The sequence below is a fragment of the Geomonas subterranea genome (genome assembly GCF_019063845.1).
Lineage (GTDB): Bacteria > Desulfobacterota > Desulfuromonadia > Geobacterales > Geobacteraceae > Geomonas > Geomonas subterranea.
Genome location: NZ_CP077683.1, coordinates 944,283 through 959,214 on the forward strand (window position 1 = coordinate 944,283; position 14,932 = coordinate 959,214).

At 60.5% G+C, this 14,932-nt stretch carries 14 protein-coding genes; 12 read left to right on the forward strand and 2 right to left on the reverse strand.

Going from position 1 to position 14,932, the window contains the following annotated elements; translation table 11 throughout:
• The first annotated feature begins 117 nt into the window (after positions 1 to 117).
• From KP001_RS04135 to rarD, 8 genes are all read left to right on the forward strand, one after another.
• A complete protein-coding gene (locus KP001_RS04135) occupies positions 118 to 993 on the forward strand; it encodes a branched-chain amino acid ABC transporter permease (protein ID WP_217288312.1) in 876 nt (291 codons plus the stop codon).
• Positions 994 to 998: 5 nt separating this feature from the next.
• The gene (locus KP001_RS04140) at positions 999 to 1,898 is read left to right on the forward strand and encodes a branched-chain amino acid ABC transporter permease (RefSeq protein WP_217288313.1); all 900 of its coding nucleotides are present in this window, start codon (positions 999 to 1,001) and stop codon (positions 1,896 to 1,898) included.
• Between the two features lie 34 nt (positions 1,899 to 1,932).
• Positions 1,933 to 2,706 carry an ABC transporter ATP-binding protein gene (locus tag KP001_RS04145; RefSeq protein ID WP_217288314.1) on the forward strand — a complete coding sequence of 258 codons (774 nt, stop codon included), beginning with the start codon at positions 1,933 to 1,935 and terminating at the stop codon, positions 2,704 to 2,706.
• Positions 2,699 to 3,400, forward strand: coding sequence for an ABC transporter ATP-binding protein (locus tag KP001_RS04150; RefSeq protein WP_217288315.1), 702 nt, complete (start codon positions 2,699 to 2,701; stop codon positions 3,398 to 3,400). Before KP001_RS04145 ends, KP001_RS04150 begins: the two co-directional genes overlap by 8 nt.
• Position 3,401: 1 nt before the next feature.
• Positions 3,402 to 4,316, forward strand: a complete 915-nt coding sequence (locus KP001_RS04155) for a DMT family transporter (protein ID WP_217288316.1) — start codon at positions 3,402 to 3,404, stop codon at positions 4,314 to 4,316.
• Between the two features lie 107 nt (positions 4,317 to 4,423).
• Positions 4,424 to 4,906: a YbaK/EbsC family protein gene (locus KP001_RS04160; protein WP_217288317.1), complete on the forward strand. Its 483-nt coding sequence runs from the start codon at positions 4,424 to 4,426 to the stop codon at positions 4,904 to 4,906.
• Between the two features lie 267 nt (positions 4,907 to 5,173).
• Positions 5,174 to 6,541 carry a sodium-dependent transporter gene (locus tag KP001_RS04165; RefSeq protein WP_217288318.1) on the forward strand — a complete coding sequence of 456 codons (1,368 nt, stop codon included), beginning with the start codon at positions 5,174 to 5,176 and terminating at the stop codon, positions 6,539 to 6,541.
• Between the two features lie 190 nt (positions 6,542 to 6,731).
• Positions 6,732 to 7,643, forward strand: coding sequence for an EamA family transporter RarD (gene rarD, locus KP001_RS04170; RefSeq protein WP_217288319.1), 912 nt, complete (start codon positions 6,732 to 6,734; stop codon positions 7,641 to 7,643).
• Between the two features lie 13 nt (positions 7,644 to 7,656).
• Here rarD and KP001_RS04175 read toward each other — a convergent pair whose 3' ends face one another.
• On the reverse strand, positions 7,657 to 7,932 hold the full coding sequence (locus KP001_RS04175; RefSeq protein ID WP_217288320.1) for a type II toxin-antitoxin system RelE/ParE family toxin: 276 nt from the start codon (positions 7,930 to 7,932) through the stop codon (positions 7,657 to 7,659).
• Complete coding sequence (locus KP001_RS04180) at positions 7,929 to 8,192, reverse strand: type II toxin-antitoxin system Phd/YefM family antitoxin (RefSeq protein ID WP_217288321.1); 264 nt, start codon at positions 8,190 to 8,192, stop codon at positions 7,929 to 7,931. The genes KP001_RS04175 and KP001_RS04180 overlap by 4 nt, the downstream gene beginning before the upstream one ends.
• 177 nt (positions 8,193 to 8,369) lie before the next feature.
• Here KP001_RS04180 and KP001_RS04185 point away from each other — a divergent pair, with 177 nt between their 5' ends.
• From KP001_RS04185 to KP001_RS04200, 4 genes are all read left to right on the forward strand, one after another.
• Positions 8,370 to 9,815, forward strand: a complete 1,446-nt coding sequence (locus tag KP001_RS04185) for a sigma-54 interaction domain-containing protein (RefSeq protein ID WP_217288322.1) — start codon at positions 8,370 to 8,372, stop codon at positions 9,813 to 9,815.
• A gap of 444 nt (positions 9,816 to 10,259) precedes the next feature.
• Entirely contained in the window at positions 10,260 to 13,274 is a 3,015-nt protein-coding gene (gene pruA, locus KP001_RS04190) for an L-glutamate gamma-semialdehyde dehydrogenase (RefSeq protein ID WP_217288323.1), read from the forward strand.
• 302 nt (positions 13,275 to 13,576) lie between these two features.
• Positions 13,577 to 14,557 (forward strand): class 1 fructose-bisphosphatase, encoded by a 981-nt coding sequence (locus tag KP001_RS04195; RefSeq protein ID WP_217288324.1) that lies wholly within the window; start codon positions 13,577 to 13,579, stop codon positions 14,555 to 14,557.
• Between the two features lie 99 nt (positions 14,558 to 14,656).
• Positions 14,657 to 14,899 (forward strand): hypothetical protein, encoded by a 243-nt coding sequence (locus tag KP001_RS04200; RefSeq protein ID WP_217288325.1) that lies wholly within the window; start codon positions 14,657 to 14,659, stop codon positions 14,897 to 14,899.
• The last annotated feature ends 33 nt before the right edge of the window (positions 14,900 to 14,932 follow it).

Below are 14,932 nucleotides of genomic sequence, written 5' to 3' on the forward strand. Positions count from 1 at the left end.
TGGTATACGTCATAAGCTATTCCCGTGTTTTATTTTGAGAGAATTTTAACCTGAATCCCGTGCCGGCAACGGCGCCTGGGCTTTTGGTCAGACAAATCCAGTCGGAAGGAAGTCGACATGTTCTTACAACAGCTAGTAAACGGCGTGGCCCTGGGGAGCGTCTACGCGCTCATCGCCCTCGGCTACACCATGGTGTACGGGATCATCACCCTGATCAACTTCGCCCACGGCGAAATCTTCATGGTCGGGGCCTTCATCGGACTGCTGCTAGTCTCCTACTTCAAGGTCAACGTGTTCGTTGCCATCATCGGTGCCATGATCTTCTGCATGATCATGGGTGTTCTCATCGAACTGATCGCGTACCGCGCGCTGAGGAAGTCGTCCCGCCTTTCCGCACTGATCTCCGCGATCGGCGTTTCCATCTTCCTCTCCTCGCTGGCGCTGATGGTATTCGGTGCTGACGCCAAGGGCTTCCCGGACGGTGCCTTCCCGGTGCGGCAGATCCATGTCGGGAGCGCCGACATTTCTACCCTGCAGATCCTCATCATCGGCGTTTCCGCGGTCCTCATGATGGCCCTCGAGTTCATCGTCCAGAAGACCAAGATAGGGAAGGCGATGCGCGCCACCTCCGAGGATTACAGCACCTCGGCCCTCATGGGCATCAACGTGAACCGCGTCATCTCCTTCACCTTCGCCCTCGGCTCCGCGCTCGCGGCGGCCGGCGGGGTGCTGGTCGGCGTCCTCTTTAACGCGGTATCCTTCAACATGGGCCTCATGGCCGGCCTGAAGGCCTTCGCCGCCGCGGTCTTGGGCGGGATCGGCTCCATCCCGGGTGCGATGTTGGGCGGCCTGCTCCTCGGCGTCTCCGAGGTCTTCGGCGTCGCCATCGGCTACTCATCCTACCGTGACGCCATCGCCTTCACCATCCTGGTGCTGGTGCTCCTCGTCAAGCCGACCGGCCTGCTCGGCCAAAAAATTACAAAGAAGGTATAGATTCGATGGCAGACTTCCTGAACAGCTTGGTCGGCTCGGTCGACCCCTACATGTTGCAGATCCTCGTCAACGTCGGCATCGCTATCGTGCTGGCGCTGGGGCTTAACGTCATCACCGGCCTCACCGGCCAGCTCTCCCTGGGGCACGCCGCGTTCATGAGCATCGGCGCCTTCACGAGCGCCATGGTGACCATCAAGACCGGTCTTCCCTTCGTCGCCAACCTTGCCGTTACCGGCGTGGTGACCGCCATCGTGGCTGCCGCCATCGGCTTCCCGATCCTGAGGCTCACCGGTGACTACCTGGCCATCTGCACCCTTGGTTTTGCCGAGATCGTCAAGGTCTTCTTCCTCAACTTCGAGCCCACCAACAAGGCGCTCGGGCTCACGGTCCCGCAGGCCAAGACTTCGATCCCGATGCCGATCTACGTCTGGGTGGTTGCCATCCTGGCCATCGTCCTCGTCACCTTCGTGCAGAACTCCCGTTTCGGGCGCGCGCTGAAGGCGATCCGCGAAGACGAGATCGCGGCCGACGCCATGGGGATCAACACGGCGCGCTACAAGATCCAGGCCTTTGCCCTCGGCTCCTTCATGGCCGGCATCGGCGGCGGTCTTTACGCCCACTTCCTGAGCTACATCAACCCCTCCGACTTCGGCTTCCTGAAATCGGTCGACATCCTGGCCATGGTAGTTCTGGGCGGCCTGGGCAGTGTCCCGGGTGCCGTCATCGGTTCCTCCGTGCTTGCCTCGGCGCCGGAGTTCCTGCGCTTCATGTCGCAGTACCGCATGCTGGTCTACGGTGCACTCCTGGTCTTCCTGATGGTGTTCCGTCCCAACGGGCTCCTGGGGGGCGTGAACGTCACCGAACTTTTGCTGCGCGCCATCGGCAGGAAGCCGGCAGGAAAGTAAATTACTTAACTAACTCACGAAACGAGAGTAACGCATGTCTATTCTTAAACTCGATAACGTCACCATCCGCTTCGGCGGCCTGGTCGCCGTGGACAAGGTAAACCTGGAGGTCGAGAAGGGGAACATCATGGCCCTGATCGGGCCCAACGGTGCCGGCAAGAGCACCATGTTCAACCTGATCACCGGCATCTACACGCCGACCGAAGGGCAGATCTCCTTCATGGGCGAGAGCATCTCCGGCAAGCCCGCCTTCAAGATCGCCGCATCCGGCATCGGCAGGACCTTCCAGAACATCAGGCTCTTCACCCAGTTGACCGTGCTCGAGAACGTCCTGATCGGCGCCCACACCCAGGGCACCTTCGACCTGACCGGCGCCACCCTGAAGTTCCTCCCCTGGGTCCGCCGCGAGGAGAAGGAACTCAAGGAACTGGCGATGTCCTGCCTGAAGCAGGTGGACCTGACCCACAAGGCGTACGAACTGGCGGGGAACCTCCCCTACGGTGAGCAGCGCCGCCTGGAGATCGCCCGCGCCCTGGCCATCAAGCCGCAGATCATCCTCCTGGACGAGCCCGCCGCAGGCATGAACCCGCAGGAGAAGCAGGTTCTGGCCGAGATGGTGAAGGCCATCAGCGCCACCGGCGTCACGGTGTTCCTGGTCGAGCACGACATGAAGTTCGTCATGGGTATTTCGCACCGCATCGCCGTCCTCGATTACGGGGTCAAGATCGCCGAGGGTACGCCCGAGGAGATCAGGAAGAACCCGAAGGTCATCGAGGCGTACCTCGGCAAAGGAGCAGCGGATGCTTAAGGTAGAGAATGTCAGCGTGAACTACGGCGCCATCAAGGCGCTGCAAAACGTTTCCTTCCAGATCAACCAGGGTGAGATCGTTGCGCTGATCGGCGCCAACGGTGCCGGCAAGACCACCATCCTGAACACCATCTCCAACATCGTCCCGTCGGTCGGCGGCAAGATCACCTACCTCGACAAGGAGATCACCAAGCTTCCGCCGCACGAGATCGTCAAGCTGGGCATTTCCCAGGTCCCCGAAGGGCGCCGCGTCTTCGCCAAGATGAGCGTGCTCGAAAACCTCGAGATGGGCGCCTACACGAGAAGCGACAACGAGGTCGCCTCCGACATGGAGAAGATCTTCCAGCGCTTCCCGCGCCTGAACGAGCGCAAGAAGCAGGCCGCCAAGACCCTTTCCGGCGGCGAGCAGCAGATGCTGGCGATGGGCAGGGCGCTCATGTCCCGTCCGAAACTCCTCCTTCTGGATGAGCCCTCCATGGGCCTCGCCCCGATGCTGGTCGAGCAGATATTCCAGATCATCCAGGAGATCAACGCCGGCGGTACCACCATCCTCCTGGTCGAGCAGAACGCCAACATGGCGCTCTCCATCGCTCACCGCGCCTACGTCCTCGAGACCGGCGAGGTGGTGCTGCAGGGCGACGCCAAGGAACTCGCCTCGAACCCCGAAGTGAGAAAGGCTTACCTGGGAGAGTAGGGTGTCTGACACCACAACCAAACCTTGGATCAACCCCTACCTGGCCATCCTGGTAGGGGTTTTTGCTGTCTCATTCTCCTCCATCCTGGTGAGGGTCTGCACGGCTCCCCCCCTGGTGATCGCGGCCTACCGGCTCATCTTCACCTTCTGCTTTCTCGCGCCCTTCACCCTTTGGGGGGGCGCGCCCGCGTTGCGCGGCATGACCGCGCGCCAGGTCCGCCTCTCCGCCGCAAGCGGCGTCTTTCTGGCGCTGCATTTCGTCACCTGGTTCATCTCGCTCAAGTACACCTCCATCGCCAGCTCCGTGGTGCTCGTCACCACCCAGCCGCTCTTCGTGGTGTTCGGTTCCTGGGTCTTCTTCAAGGAGCGGGTGCCGCGCAAGGCGCTCTACGGCTGCTTCCTCGCCTTCGCAGGAAGCGTCGTGATAGGCGCCACCGATTTCCAGGTAGGGGAGAGGGCCTTCATAGGCGACCTGCTCGCGCTCTTCGCGGCGGTGATGGTCTCCGGCTATCTCCTGATCGGGAGGAGGCTGCGCCACAGCCTGCCGCTTACCGGCTACACCTTCGTCACCTACGGCGCCAGCGCAATTACCCTGAGCGCCGCGGCTGTCGCCGGCGGCGTGCCGTTCTACCCGTACCCGGGGCAGGACTGGCTTATCTTCGTGGCCCTTGCGTTGGTCTGCACCATCCTCGGGCACACCGTCTTCAACTGGGTGCTGCGCTATGTGCAGGCGTCCGTGGTGTCGGTAAGCATCCTCGGCGAGCCGTTGGGGGCGATCCTCTGGGCTGCCGTGTTTCTGGGCGAGAACCCGACGCCGCGACAGGTCGTGGGGGGATCGATCATCTTCGCGGGACTGTACCTCTTCACGAGGATTACAGCTAAAACCGACACACCATTAGCCACGGAGAAAATCTGAGGAAATCTGAGAAAGGCAAAACCTTATAAAGGTTTTCTCCGAAGTTCTCAGATTTTCTCCGTGGCCAGCGGTTTTGATTCTATGGCTTTCGCAGGAGGAAGGCAGGTATGGATTCAGCATTGAGCGCAAGCGCGAAACGGGTACAGGATGCACTGCATGGCTTCGGTGTCGATTGCCGCGTCAAGGAACTGGGCGAGAGCACCCGCACCGCCGTCGAGGCGGCAACCGCCGTGGGGTGTGAAGTGGGGCAGATCGTCAAGTCCCTGGTGTTCCGCGGCAAGGAGAGCGGCAAGGGCGTCTTCGTGGTGGCAAGCGGCGCCAACATGGTGAACGAGAAGGTTCTGGCAACCCTCGTCGGCGAGAAGATCGAGCGGGCGACACCCGACTTCGTCCGCGAGCAGACCGGCTACGCCATCGGCGGGGTTTCCCCGGTCGGTCATCCGGCGCCGCTCACCACCTTCATCGACGAGGACCTGCTCGGCTACAAGGAACTGTGGGCCGCTGCCGGTACCCCCAACGCCGTCTTCGCGCTGACCCCGGAGCAGCTTTGCCACATCACCTCCGGGCAGGTTGCCGCCCTAAAGAAATAGGGCAAGTGGCAGCGCCGCTTCACCCTCAACCTGATCGCCGCGGCACCTGTAGGGGCGAATAATCATTCGCCCGTCCACTCCCTCGCCCTGTGGGAGAGGGTGGCCGCAGGCCGGGTGAGGGCGGTGCCATCATGACGATTTTCGCTATAGCAGCGCCCTCACCCCGACCCTCTCCCAGAGGGAGAGTGAGGTTTTTTTGGACCGGGATGTTGCGGCAATCTTGCCGCTTAATTACAGAGAAGCAGCGCAAAGGACATAGGCACCAACATGCAAAACGCAACAGTAACCAAGGCACGGGACAGTTTCACCACGGGTTTAGGAGTCATCGCCGCGACGCTCGGTTCTGCGGTGGGCTTGGGCAACATCTGGAAGTTCCCCGCCCTGACCGGCCTTAACGGCGGGGCCGCGTTCATCATCGTCTACCTGCTCTCGACCCTGATGGCGGGCCTCGTGGTCATGGTGGCCGAGCTCATGCTGGGGCGTCGCTCCAAGTCCGACGCGCTCACGACCTTCAAGGTGCTGCACCCCAAAAACGAAAGCTGGGCCCTCATCGGCGCAGCCGGCGTCCTTTCCGCCTTCCTGATCCTTGCCTTCTATACCGAAGTCGCCGGGTGGGTCTTCGCCTACATCTTCAAGGCTGCTTCCGGCAGCATCCTCTCCGCCGACCCCAAGGTCACCTCGGCGGGCTTCGAGAAGCTGATCACCGACCCGGTGCAGTCCGTGTTCTGGCAGTGCCTGGTGCTCGTCTTCGTCGGCGCCATCATCATCGCCGGCGTCTCCAAGGGGATCGAGAAGACCACCAAGCGCCTCATGCCGGTGCTGTTCCTGATCCTGGTCATGATCGGTGTTCGGAGCCTGATGCTTCCCGGCGCCGCTGCCGGCCTCGAGTTCCTTTTCCGCCCGGACTTCTCCAAGGTGACCGGTGCCGTCGTCCTTACCGCCATGGGGCTCGCCTTCTTCAAGCTCTCCGTCGGCATGGGGACCATGATCACCTACGGCAGCTACTTCCGTGACGACCAGAACATCCCGATGACCGCGCTGCGCGTCATGCTCGCCGACCTTACCGTTTCCATCCTGGCGGGGATCGCGATCTTCCCGGCCGTGTTCACCTACGGCTTCAAGCCGGAAGCGGGGCCGTCGCTGCTGTTCATCACCATTCCCGCGGTATTCTCGCAGATGCCGTTCGGCAACGTCTTCGTGGTGCTCTTCTTTGTCCTCGGTGCCATCGCGGCCACCGGCGCCATGCTTTCCATCCTCGAGGTGCCGGTAGCCTACCTGCACCAGCGCTTCGGCGTATCCCGCTTCAAGTCGACCGTCCTGACCGTGGTACTCCTGGCCCTGATCGGGTCCACCGCCGCGCTTTCCAACAGCCTCTTGGCCAACTTCAAGCTCTTCGGCATGACCATGTTCGACCTCTACGACTTCGTCACCTCGAACTTCCTGATGCCGGTGGGGGGGCTGTTCATCTGCCTCTTCGTCGGGTGGGTCTGGGGCGATGAGAAGGTGAGGGCGGCGCTCTCCAACGACGGGCAATTGAAAAACGGCGCTATCATCAGCATCTTCCTGTTTCTGGTGAAGTACGTCGCGCCGATCACCATCACCGTCATCCTGCTGCGCGGCCTTAAGGTCATCTAGCCACCGCGGTCGTGTAGCCCCGGTCCCCGGAGGTTCTAGTTCCCTCCCCCGGAGGGGGAGGGCTAGGGAGGGGGAAAGGTGGCATCTTCCTAGCTTAGGTTTCCCCCCTCCCAACCTCCCCCTCCGGGGGGAGGAGTAGTCGGACCCACTACTGAGATAGTCGGCCTCTTAGTACAAGGACATCTGCCACATGAGCAACCTTTCCGAAAATACCGAGCTCACCGCTGCACAAAAAAGCCGCCAGGGCGTCATCTACGGCCTGGCGGCTTACCTCTGCTGGGGATTCTTCCCGGTTTACTTTAAATCCGTCAAGGTCGTCCCCCCCTTGGAGATGGTCTCGCACCGGATCGTCTGGTCGCTCGCGTTTTTAGTGCTGCTCATAACGTGGAAAGGCGCATGGCCCGCGACCATCGAGGTTCTTAAACGCCCGAAGTCCCTCGCCGTCCTCTTTGTCACCACCATCCTCATCGCCACCAACTGGCTGGTCTTCATCTACGCCATCAGCGTCGGCGAGGTGCTGCAGTCGAGCCTCGGCTATTTCATCAACCCGCTGGTCAACGTGCTGCTCGGATTTTTGTTCCTGCGCGAGCGGCTGGAGCGCCCGCAGTGGATCAGTCTCGCGCTCGCCTTCACCGGCGTCCTCTATCTCGCCATTCAGTACGGCAGCGTGCCCTGGATCTCACTACTCCTGGCGCTCTCCTTCGGGCTCTACGGACTGATCCGCAAGGTGCTGCACGTCGAGCCGCTGGTCGGTCTCACCGTCGAAACCTTGCTCCTCATGCCGTTCGCGCTCTTTTACCTGGTGCAGTTGAACCAGAAGGGGACCGGTATCTTCCTCACCCACGGCGTCGCGCTGGACATGCTTATCCCGATGTCCGGCGTGGTAACCGCCATTCCCTTGCTGCTGTTTGCCGCCGCCGGTAAGAAGCTGCGCCTGGCCACGATCGGCTTTTTGCAGTACATTACCCCCACCATGCACTTCCTGCTCGCCATCACCTTATTCGGTGAGACCTTCACCCACACCCATTTGATCAGTTTCCTGTTCATCTGGGCTGGCTTGGTTCTCTACTCGATCCACGCCTACCGCAGTGTAAAAGCGTAGGCTGGAATTTGGTTTAGTAGACCGTGTCGTGGTCGCCGATGTTGACTGGGGTAATATCTTCGTCGGTTACCAAGAATTCAAGCGTTATCCGGTAGGACAGCGTGATTGATATCGAGTGAAGACCGCTCAGGCGGCCCGTTAGGCGGTGCAGCCTGAGGGAGGGGTGGAAAGGGTTTGCCTGCAGTAGTTTGAGAGTCTTTAGGTATGCCGGTTCCAACTCAGGGTGAAGTTTCAGAAAACGTCGTGCTCGCTTCTCGTACTGCTTGGTGAAGACCAGGCGGTACTTCATGCTTCATCACCTGCTTTTATTCTCTTCAAATGCTCTTCAGGAGTTGATACCACGAACCGACCTGCGGCAATGTCGTCGTTGTTTTGGGCCAGCGCTGCCTCTAATTCACATTCGCGCAGGTAGTGAAAATGCTCTATAGGCATGACCACATAACGGGTCTTACCGCGAACCGAAATGATGGCTTCCGAATCGTGACTCAATGCTGCCTCTATCGCAGCAACACCGCGGGTCTTAAGCTCGTTTGCGCTAATCGATGACATCCTGCTTCACCTCATTCTTATAGTATCTTCTGTGGTTCTCTCTATAGTACGGTTAAAAGTATCATGTCTCGATTAATGCGTCAATTTCTGGTGCTGACCTCGCCTGCGTATTCCCTGTTGCATATCGAATGCGTTTGTGCATAATGGTCGCCGGCGCTACTGTTGCCGGAGGTTTTTATGACTGAAGCGGTAAACGGAACTATTACAGCACTTGATCTGGAAGAGATGGCGCGGCAGATGCGCGCGTTCCAGGACCTGACGCGGGAGCTCGATGCCATTATCGACTCCTCCTCGGACGGGCTTTGGATCTGCGACGCTGACGCCGTCGTAATCCGCATCAACCCCGCGTCCGAGCGCATCAACAACATCACGGCTGCCGAGGTCATCGGCAAAAATATGCACGAGCTCCTGGACCAGGGGTTCATCGACCGCTCGGCGGCGCTCGAGGCTTTGACCACCGGCAAGGTGGTGAGCCAGTTGCAGAACCGGCAGGGGCGCAAGCTCATCTCAACCGGTACGCCGGTACTGGACGCGAACGGCAAGGTGATCCGGGTCGTGGTCAGTGAGCGTGACGTCACCGAAATCGACAACCTGCAGCGCGAACTGGAGGAGCAGGAGGCGCTCAGAGACCAGTTCCGCAGCCACATGCTGGAGATGCAGCAGGCTGACCTCGCCTCCCGCAGCGTCATCGCCCGCAGTCCGTTGATGGTCAACGCGCTGAAGCAGGCGCTCAAGGTGAGCGCGGTGAACTCGACCGTGCTGATCCTCGGTGAATCCGGCGTCGGCAAGGGGCTCATCGCCGAGCTCATTCACAAGAATTCCAGCCGCGCCGACAAGCCGCTCATCGAGATCAACTGCGGAGCCATCCCGGAATCCCTCATTGAATCCGAGCTTTTCGGCTACGAGAAGGGCGCCTTCACCGGCGCGCAGGTAAGCGGCAAGCCGGGCTATCTCGAACTTGCCGACGGCGGCATCCTCTTCCTCGACGAGATAGCCGAACTCCCCCAGGCCGCCCAAGTGAAGCTGCTTCGCTTCCTGGAAAACGGCCGCGTGGTTCGGCTCGGCGGGACCAAGGCCCGCACGCTCGACGTCAGGATCCTGGCGGCAACCCACCGTAATCTTGACCAGATGGTCAAGGACGGCACCTTCCGGCTCGACCTCTACTACCGTCTGAACGTGATTCCGATCCACGTGCCGGCCCTGAGGGAGCGGCGCGACTGCATCCTGCCGCTGGTGCGGCATTACGTCGATCTGTTCGGGGCGCGCGACTCGATCCGCAAGCGTCTGACCCGGGCCGCTTCGGACGCGCTCCTGGCCTACGATTACCCCGGCAACGTCAGGCAGTTGATGAACATCTGCGAGAGGCTCGTGGTCATGACGGAGACGGATCTCATCGATATCAAGGATCTCCCTGCCGAGATCGCCGCAGGCGGGGGGCAGGCTGCGGCTGCCGGCGGTGTCTGGCACGACGAGGTGACCCTGCAGGAGACGCTTGATAAGGTGGAAAAGGCCGTCCTCGAACAGGCGCTCGTCAAGCACGGCAACCAGGTGCGCATGGCCGAGGCGCTGGGGGTGAACCAGTCCACCATCGCCAGGAAGTTGAAAAAACACGGGATCGCCTAGGCTGATGGGTGCCATGACCTGTAGGGGCGAATAATTATTCGCCCAGCGCCGATGCCCCCACGGTTGCCCGCGTCACGGGCGGTGCCGGTGCGGTACGGGGGGGCGAATGATTATTCGCCCCTACAGTGGACCTGGAATACGGTGGTATGCAGTGCTGCATAGTGCGCTCCGGCCATTCTGACTTTGCTGCCGCTTTAAGATGTAGTTTGCCATGTATCGATCTATAAAATCCCTCCCCCATTCATTACCATTCTCCCCAGAAATGCTATAATACTTTCGGCTGTTTAGCCGGATGAAGCGCCTTCCCTCACGGCTGTTCCTTCCCGCCGGCCGCCTCCACGTCTCCACCAGGAACGAAATCGTATACTGATGGCACAGCTTGTGCTCTGGCTTTACACGTTTATGATTTCCTCTTGGAACAACCTGTAATAAAGGAGCCTTTGGATGAACAACACCGAACTGAACAACAGAGTCATTGCACGGGGCAAGGAGTTCTTCTCCACCATCTCCGGCGAAAAGCCGTCCCTCTTCAACAAGGGCGCCTGGATGGGCAAGGTGATGGACTGGAGCATGCAGAACGAAACCTTCAAGATCCAGATGTTCCGCTTTGTGGACGTATTCCCGTCCCTCACCACCGGCAAGCTCCTCACCGATCACATCCGCGAATACTTCGGCGAAGAGAAGGACATGCCGCCGGTCCTTTCCACCGGCGCCAAGGTTGCCGGGATGCTCGGCTCCTTCGGCGGGGCGATGCTGAACAAGTTCCTCACTACCAACATCCAGGAAATGGCCCGCCAGTTCATCGTGGGCGAGAACACCAAGGAAGCCATCAAGAACATGGAGCGCCTTAGAAAGGACGGCTTCGCGTTCGTCGTGGACGTGCTGGGCGAGGCGACGCTTTCCGAGAAGGAAGCGGACATCTACATGAACACCTACCTCGAACTCCTCGATTCGCTCAAGAAGGAGTACAAGGAGTGGAAACCGCTGCCGGGCAAGGGGGGGGACGCGAACCTCGACTGGGGGCACGCGCCGAAGGTCAACGTGGCGGTCAAGCCGACTGCGCTCTTCTGCCTTGCCAACCCGCAGGACTTCGAGGGCTCGGTGGTCGCCATCCTGGAGCGCGTCAGGAAGATAGCGAAGAAAGTCATGGAACTGGATGGCTTCCTCTGCATCGACATGGAGTCCTACCGCCACAAGGACATCATCATCGAGGTGTACAAGCGGCTCAAGCTCGAGTTCCCCAATTACGACCAGTTCGGTATCGTGCTCCAGGCCTACCTGGTGGACACCGACAAGGACCTCCCGGAGCTTCTCGCCTGGGCCCGCCAGAAGAACGTGAAGATCTCCATCCGCCTCGTGAAAGGCGCCTACTGGGACATGGAGACCGTCAAGGCCAAGCAGAACGACTGGGCGATCCCGGTCTGGACCATCAAGGCCGAGTCCGACGCCGCTTACGAGCGCCAGGCCAAGATGATCCTGGAAAGCTCCGACATCTGCCACTTCGCCTGCGCTTCCCACAACATCAGGACCATTTCGGCGGTCATGGAGATGGCGAAGGAGCTGAACGTTCCCGACGAGCGTTACGAGTTCCAGGTGCTCTACGGCATGGCCGAGCCGGTCAGAAGGGGGATCCTGAAGGTCGCCGGCCGCATCCGCCTCTACTGCCCGTACGGCGACATGGTTCCGGGCATGGGCTACCTGGTGCGCCGTCTGCTCGAGAACACCGCCAACGAATCCTTCCTGCGTCAGAGCTTCGCCGAGGATGCACAGATCGAGCGCCTTCTCGAGGACCCGGAGATCACCGCACAGCGTGAGCGCGCCGCACGCGCCGCCGCCAAGAAGGCGGAAGCCAAGGGGCCCGGCGGATTGAAGCCGTTCTACAACGAGGCGATGGTCGACTTCACCCGCGCCGACCACCGCGCCGCCTTCCCGAAAGAGATCGCGGAAGTAAGAAAGCAGCTGGGCAAGACCTATCCGCTCTTCATCAACGGCAAGGAAGTGAAGACCGCCGACACCATCCCGTCGGTGAACCCGAACAAGCCGTCCGAGACCATCGGGGTCATCTGCCAGGCCGGGACCAAGGAAGTGGGCGACGCCATCGCGGCCGCCAAGAAGGCCTTCCCCGCATGGCGCGACACCGAGCCCAAAGACCGCGCCCAGTACCTCATCAAGGCCGCCGCGGTGGCGCGCCGCCGCATCTTCGAGCTCTCCGCATGGCAGGTGCTCGAAATCGGCAAGCAGTGGGACCAGGCTTACGCCGACGTATGCGAGGCGATCGACTTCCTCGAATACTACGCCCGCGAGATGATCACCCTGGGGACCCCGAAGCGCGTGGGCAACGCGCCGGGCGAGCTGAACCACTACTTCTACGAGCCCAAAGGCGTGGCCGCGGTCATCGCACCGTGGAACTTCCCGCTCGCCATCAGCCTCGGCATGACTTCCGCCGCCATCGTGGCCGGTAACTGCGTCGTGTTCAAGCCCTCCGGCATCACCTCCGTCATCGGCTACCACATCGTGGAACTGTTCCGCGAAGCGGGGCTTCCGGAAGGGGTGTTCAACTACACCCCGGGCCGCGGCTCCGTCATGGGCGACTTCCTGGTGGACAGCCCCGACGTCTCCCTTATCGCCTTCACCGGCTCCATGGAGGTCGGCCTCAGGATCATCGACCGCGCCGCCAAGGTCTACCCGGGCCAGGAGAACGTGAAGAAGATCGTCTGCGAGATGGGAGGCAAGAACGCCATCATCATCGACGACGACGCCGACCTGGACGAGGCGGTACCGCATGTCCTCTACTCCGCCTTCGGCTTCCAGGGGCAGAAGTGCTCGGCCTGCTCCCGTGTCATCGTCCTCGACGCGGTGTACGACAAGTTCGTGGAGCGCCTGGTCTCCATGGCGCAGGCGACCCTGGTCGGCCCCTCCGAGGATCCGGCCCACTACATGGGGGCCGTCGCCGACGACAAGGCGATGAAGACCATCAAGGAGTACGCCGAGATCGGCAAGAAGGAAGGGCACGTGCTCTACGAGAGCAAGGTGCCGAGCGACGGCGGCTACTACGTCCCGATGACCATCATCGGCGGCATCAAGCCGGAGCACAGGATCGCCCAGGAGGAGATCTTCGGACCGGTTCTCGCCGTGATGCGCGCGAAGGACTTCGACCAGGCGATCGAGTGGGCCAACTCCACCAAGTTCGCCCTGACCGGCGGCGTCTTCTCCAGGAGCCCGGAGCACCTGGCCCAGGCGCGTCGCCAGTTCCGCGTCGGCAACCTGTACCTGAACCGCAACAACACCGGCGCACTCGTCGGCCGCCAGCCCTTCGGCGGCTCCAAGATGTCCGGCGTCGGCACCAAGGCGGGGGGGCACGACTACCTGCTGCACTTCATGGACCCGAGGGTGGTCACCGAGAACACCATGCGCCGCGGCTTCGCACCGGTCGAGGAGGACGACGACTGGGTCGCATAATGGAAGAGGGGGGCGAATGATTATTCGCCCCTACAGTAGCAACTGCGGTACTTACGGCGCCTGCACTTTCTACAGTGCAGGCGCTTTTTTCATGCTCAAAATGCCACTTTGATGTCCCCCTGCATAGGCACGTCATAAAGGAGACAACTCATAACCTATTGCTCTCACTATGTGGTCAATTTTGTTTACCAAGTTCCCTGTTTTCGTTTCGAGATTTCACCCTTTTTTTCCTTGATTTGTGCTCCTTTTTGACTTACTCTACCGGGTCGTAAAATAATTTTAATTTAATCTTGGAGGGACCTATGCCAGCTGCACCGGGAACGTCGAAATTCCAGATAGAACTGCGCCGTCATCTGCGTGGTCAGAGCATCAGTGATAACCTCGTGCACCTCATCTGTGAGATAGCCGAGGCCAGCAAGTACGTCATCAACGCGGTGCGCACCGGCGACCTGGGTGTCGCAGGTACCTCTAACCTTTACGGCGAAGAGCAGCTTGCCCTCGACGTCCTCTCCGATCGCATCATGAGAAAGCGCCTCATCCACTCCGGCGTGGTGTGCAACATCGCCTCCGAGGAGATGGACGAGATCTACCAGGCACAGGCCAGCGCCGACGGACTCTACTCCGTCGCCTACGATCCCCTCGACGGCTCGTCGCTTGTCGACGTGAACCTCGCCGTCGGCACCATCGTCTCCATCTACGAAGGATGCGACCTGCTCCAGCCCGGCCGTAACCAGGTCGCCGCCATGTACATCCTGTACGGACCGAGGGTCTCCCTGGTCTACACCGTGGGCGACGGCGTGCACGAGTTCACCATGAACAACCTGATGGAGTTCACCCTGACCCGCGAGAACATCAGGATGCAGGAAGAGGGGAACATCTACGCGCCCGGCGGGCTCAGGAACAAGTACAACGACGGCGACGAGAAGTTCATCCGCCACCTGGAGGCCAAGGGGTGCAAGCTGCGCTACTCCGGCGGCTTCGTCCCGGACATCAACCAGGTGCTGATGAAAGGGAAGGGGCTTTTCATGTACCCGGCCCTGAAAGGCTCGCCCAACGGCAAGCTGCGCGTGCTGTTCGAATTGAACCCGATGGCGTTCATCATCGAGCACGCCGGCGGCGCCGCCAGCAACGGCCACATCCCGATCCTCGACATCGTGCCCGAGTCGCTGGACCAGAGGGCTCCGATCTACATCGGCTGCAAGGCGGACGTCAAAGCTGCCACCGATTTCCTCACCGAATCGGCGCAGGCACCGGTTGCTGCCGGATCATTTGTCAACGGGTAGGGTTTTATTGTAGGATTGATCGTCCTGTGAGGAATTTCTGCTAAAGTTGTAACGCTGCAGGGCGATAAAAGTATTGACCGCAATTCTCAGAGGTAAGAAATGGATACTAGTACCAAAAGGTTGTGCAGCGAAATCCAGCTTTTCGACCTGTGCGATCTCGACACCTGCACCTGCAAGGAAGGGCGTTTTTGCACCAACCCCGTGATCCTGTCCCGCTTCGAAGCCATAAAAGAAGAGGATGACCGCCCGCAGTACCTTGCCGATGAGTTCGACGAGGAAGACGAGAACGCTGACGACCTTGACGAATACGGTGACGACGATTACGAAGACGACGATCAGTAATCGTAACGATCTTTAGAGACCAACCAAAAGAAC

Excerpts from the sequence above, each read along its gene's own strand:
- rarD (WP_217288319.1), top strand. The coding sequence starts at position 6,732 with ATGAGCAACCTTTCCGAAAATACCGAGCTCACCGCTGCACAAAAAAGC.
- KP001_RS04165 (WP_217288318.1), top strand. The coding sequence starts at position 5,174 with ATGCAAAACGCAACAGTAACCAAGGCACGGGACAGTTTCACCACGGGT.
- KP001_RS04175 (WP_217288320.1), bottom strand. The coding sequence starts at position 7,932 with ATGAAGTACCGCCTGGTCTTCACCAAGCAGTACGAGAAGCGAGCACGA.
- KP001_RS04140 (WP_217288313.1), top strand. The coding sequence starts at position 999 with ATGGCAGACTTCCTGAACAGCTTGGTCGGCTCGGTCGACCCCTACATG.
- KP001_RS04160 (WP_217288317.1), top strand. The coding sequence starts at position 4,424 with ATGGATTCAGCATTGAGCGCAAGCGCGAAACGGGTACAGGATGCACTG.
- KP001_RS04145 (WP_217288314.1), top strand. The coding sequence starts at position 1,933 with ATGTCTATTCTTAAACTCGATAACGTCACCATCCGCTTCGGCGGCCTG.
- pruA (WP_217288323.1), top strand. The coding sequence starts at position 10,260 with ATGAACAACACCGAACTGAACAACAGAGTCATTGCACGGGGCAAGGAG.
- KP001_RS04200 (WP_217288325.1), top strand. The coding sequence starts at position 14,657 with ATGGATACTAGTACCAAAAGGTTGTGCAGCGAAATCCAGCTTTTCGAC.
- KP001_RS04135 (WP_217288312.1), top strand. The coding sequence starts at position 118 with ATGTTCTTACAACAGCTAGTAAACGGCGTGGCCCTGGGGAGCGTCTAC.
- KP001_RS04195 (WP_217288324.1), top strand. The coding sequence starts at position 13,577 with ATGCCAGCTGCACCGGGAACGTCGAAATTCCAGATAGAACTGCGCCGT.
- KP001_RS04180 (WP_217288321.1), bottom strand. The coding sequence starts at position 8,192 with ATGTCATCGATTAGCGCAAACGAGCTTAAGACCCGCGGTGTTGCTGCG.
- KP001_RS04150 (WP_217288315.1), top strand. The coding sequence starts at position 2,699 with ATGCTTAAGGTAGAGAATGTCAGCGTGAACTACGGCGCCATCAAGGCG.
- KP001_RS04185 (WP_217288322.1), top strand. The coding sequence starts at position 8,370 with ATGACTGAAGCGGTAAACGGAACTATTACAGCACTTGATCTGGAAGAG.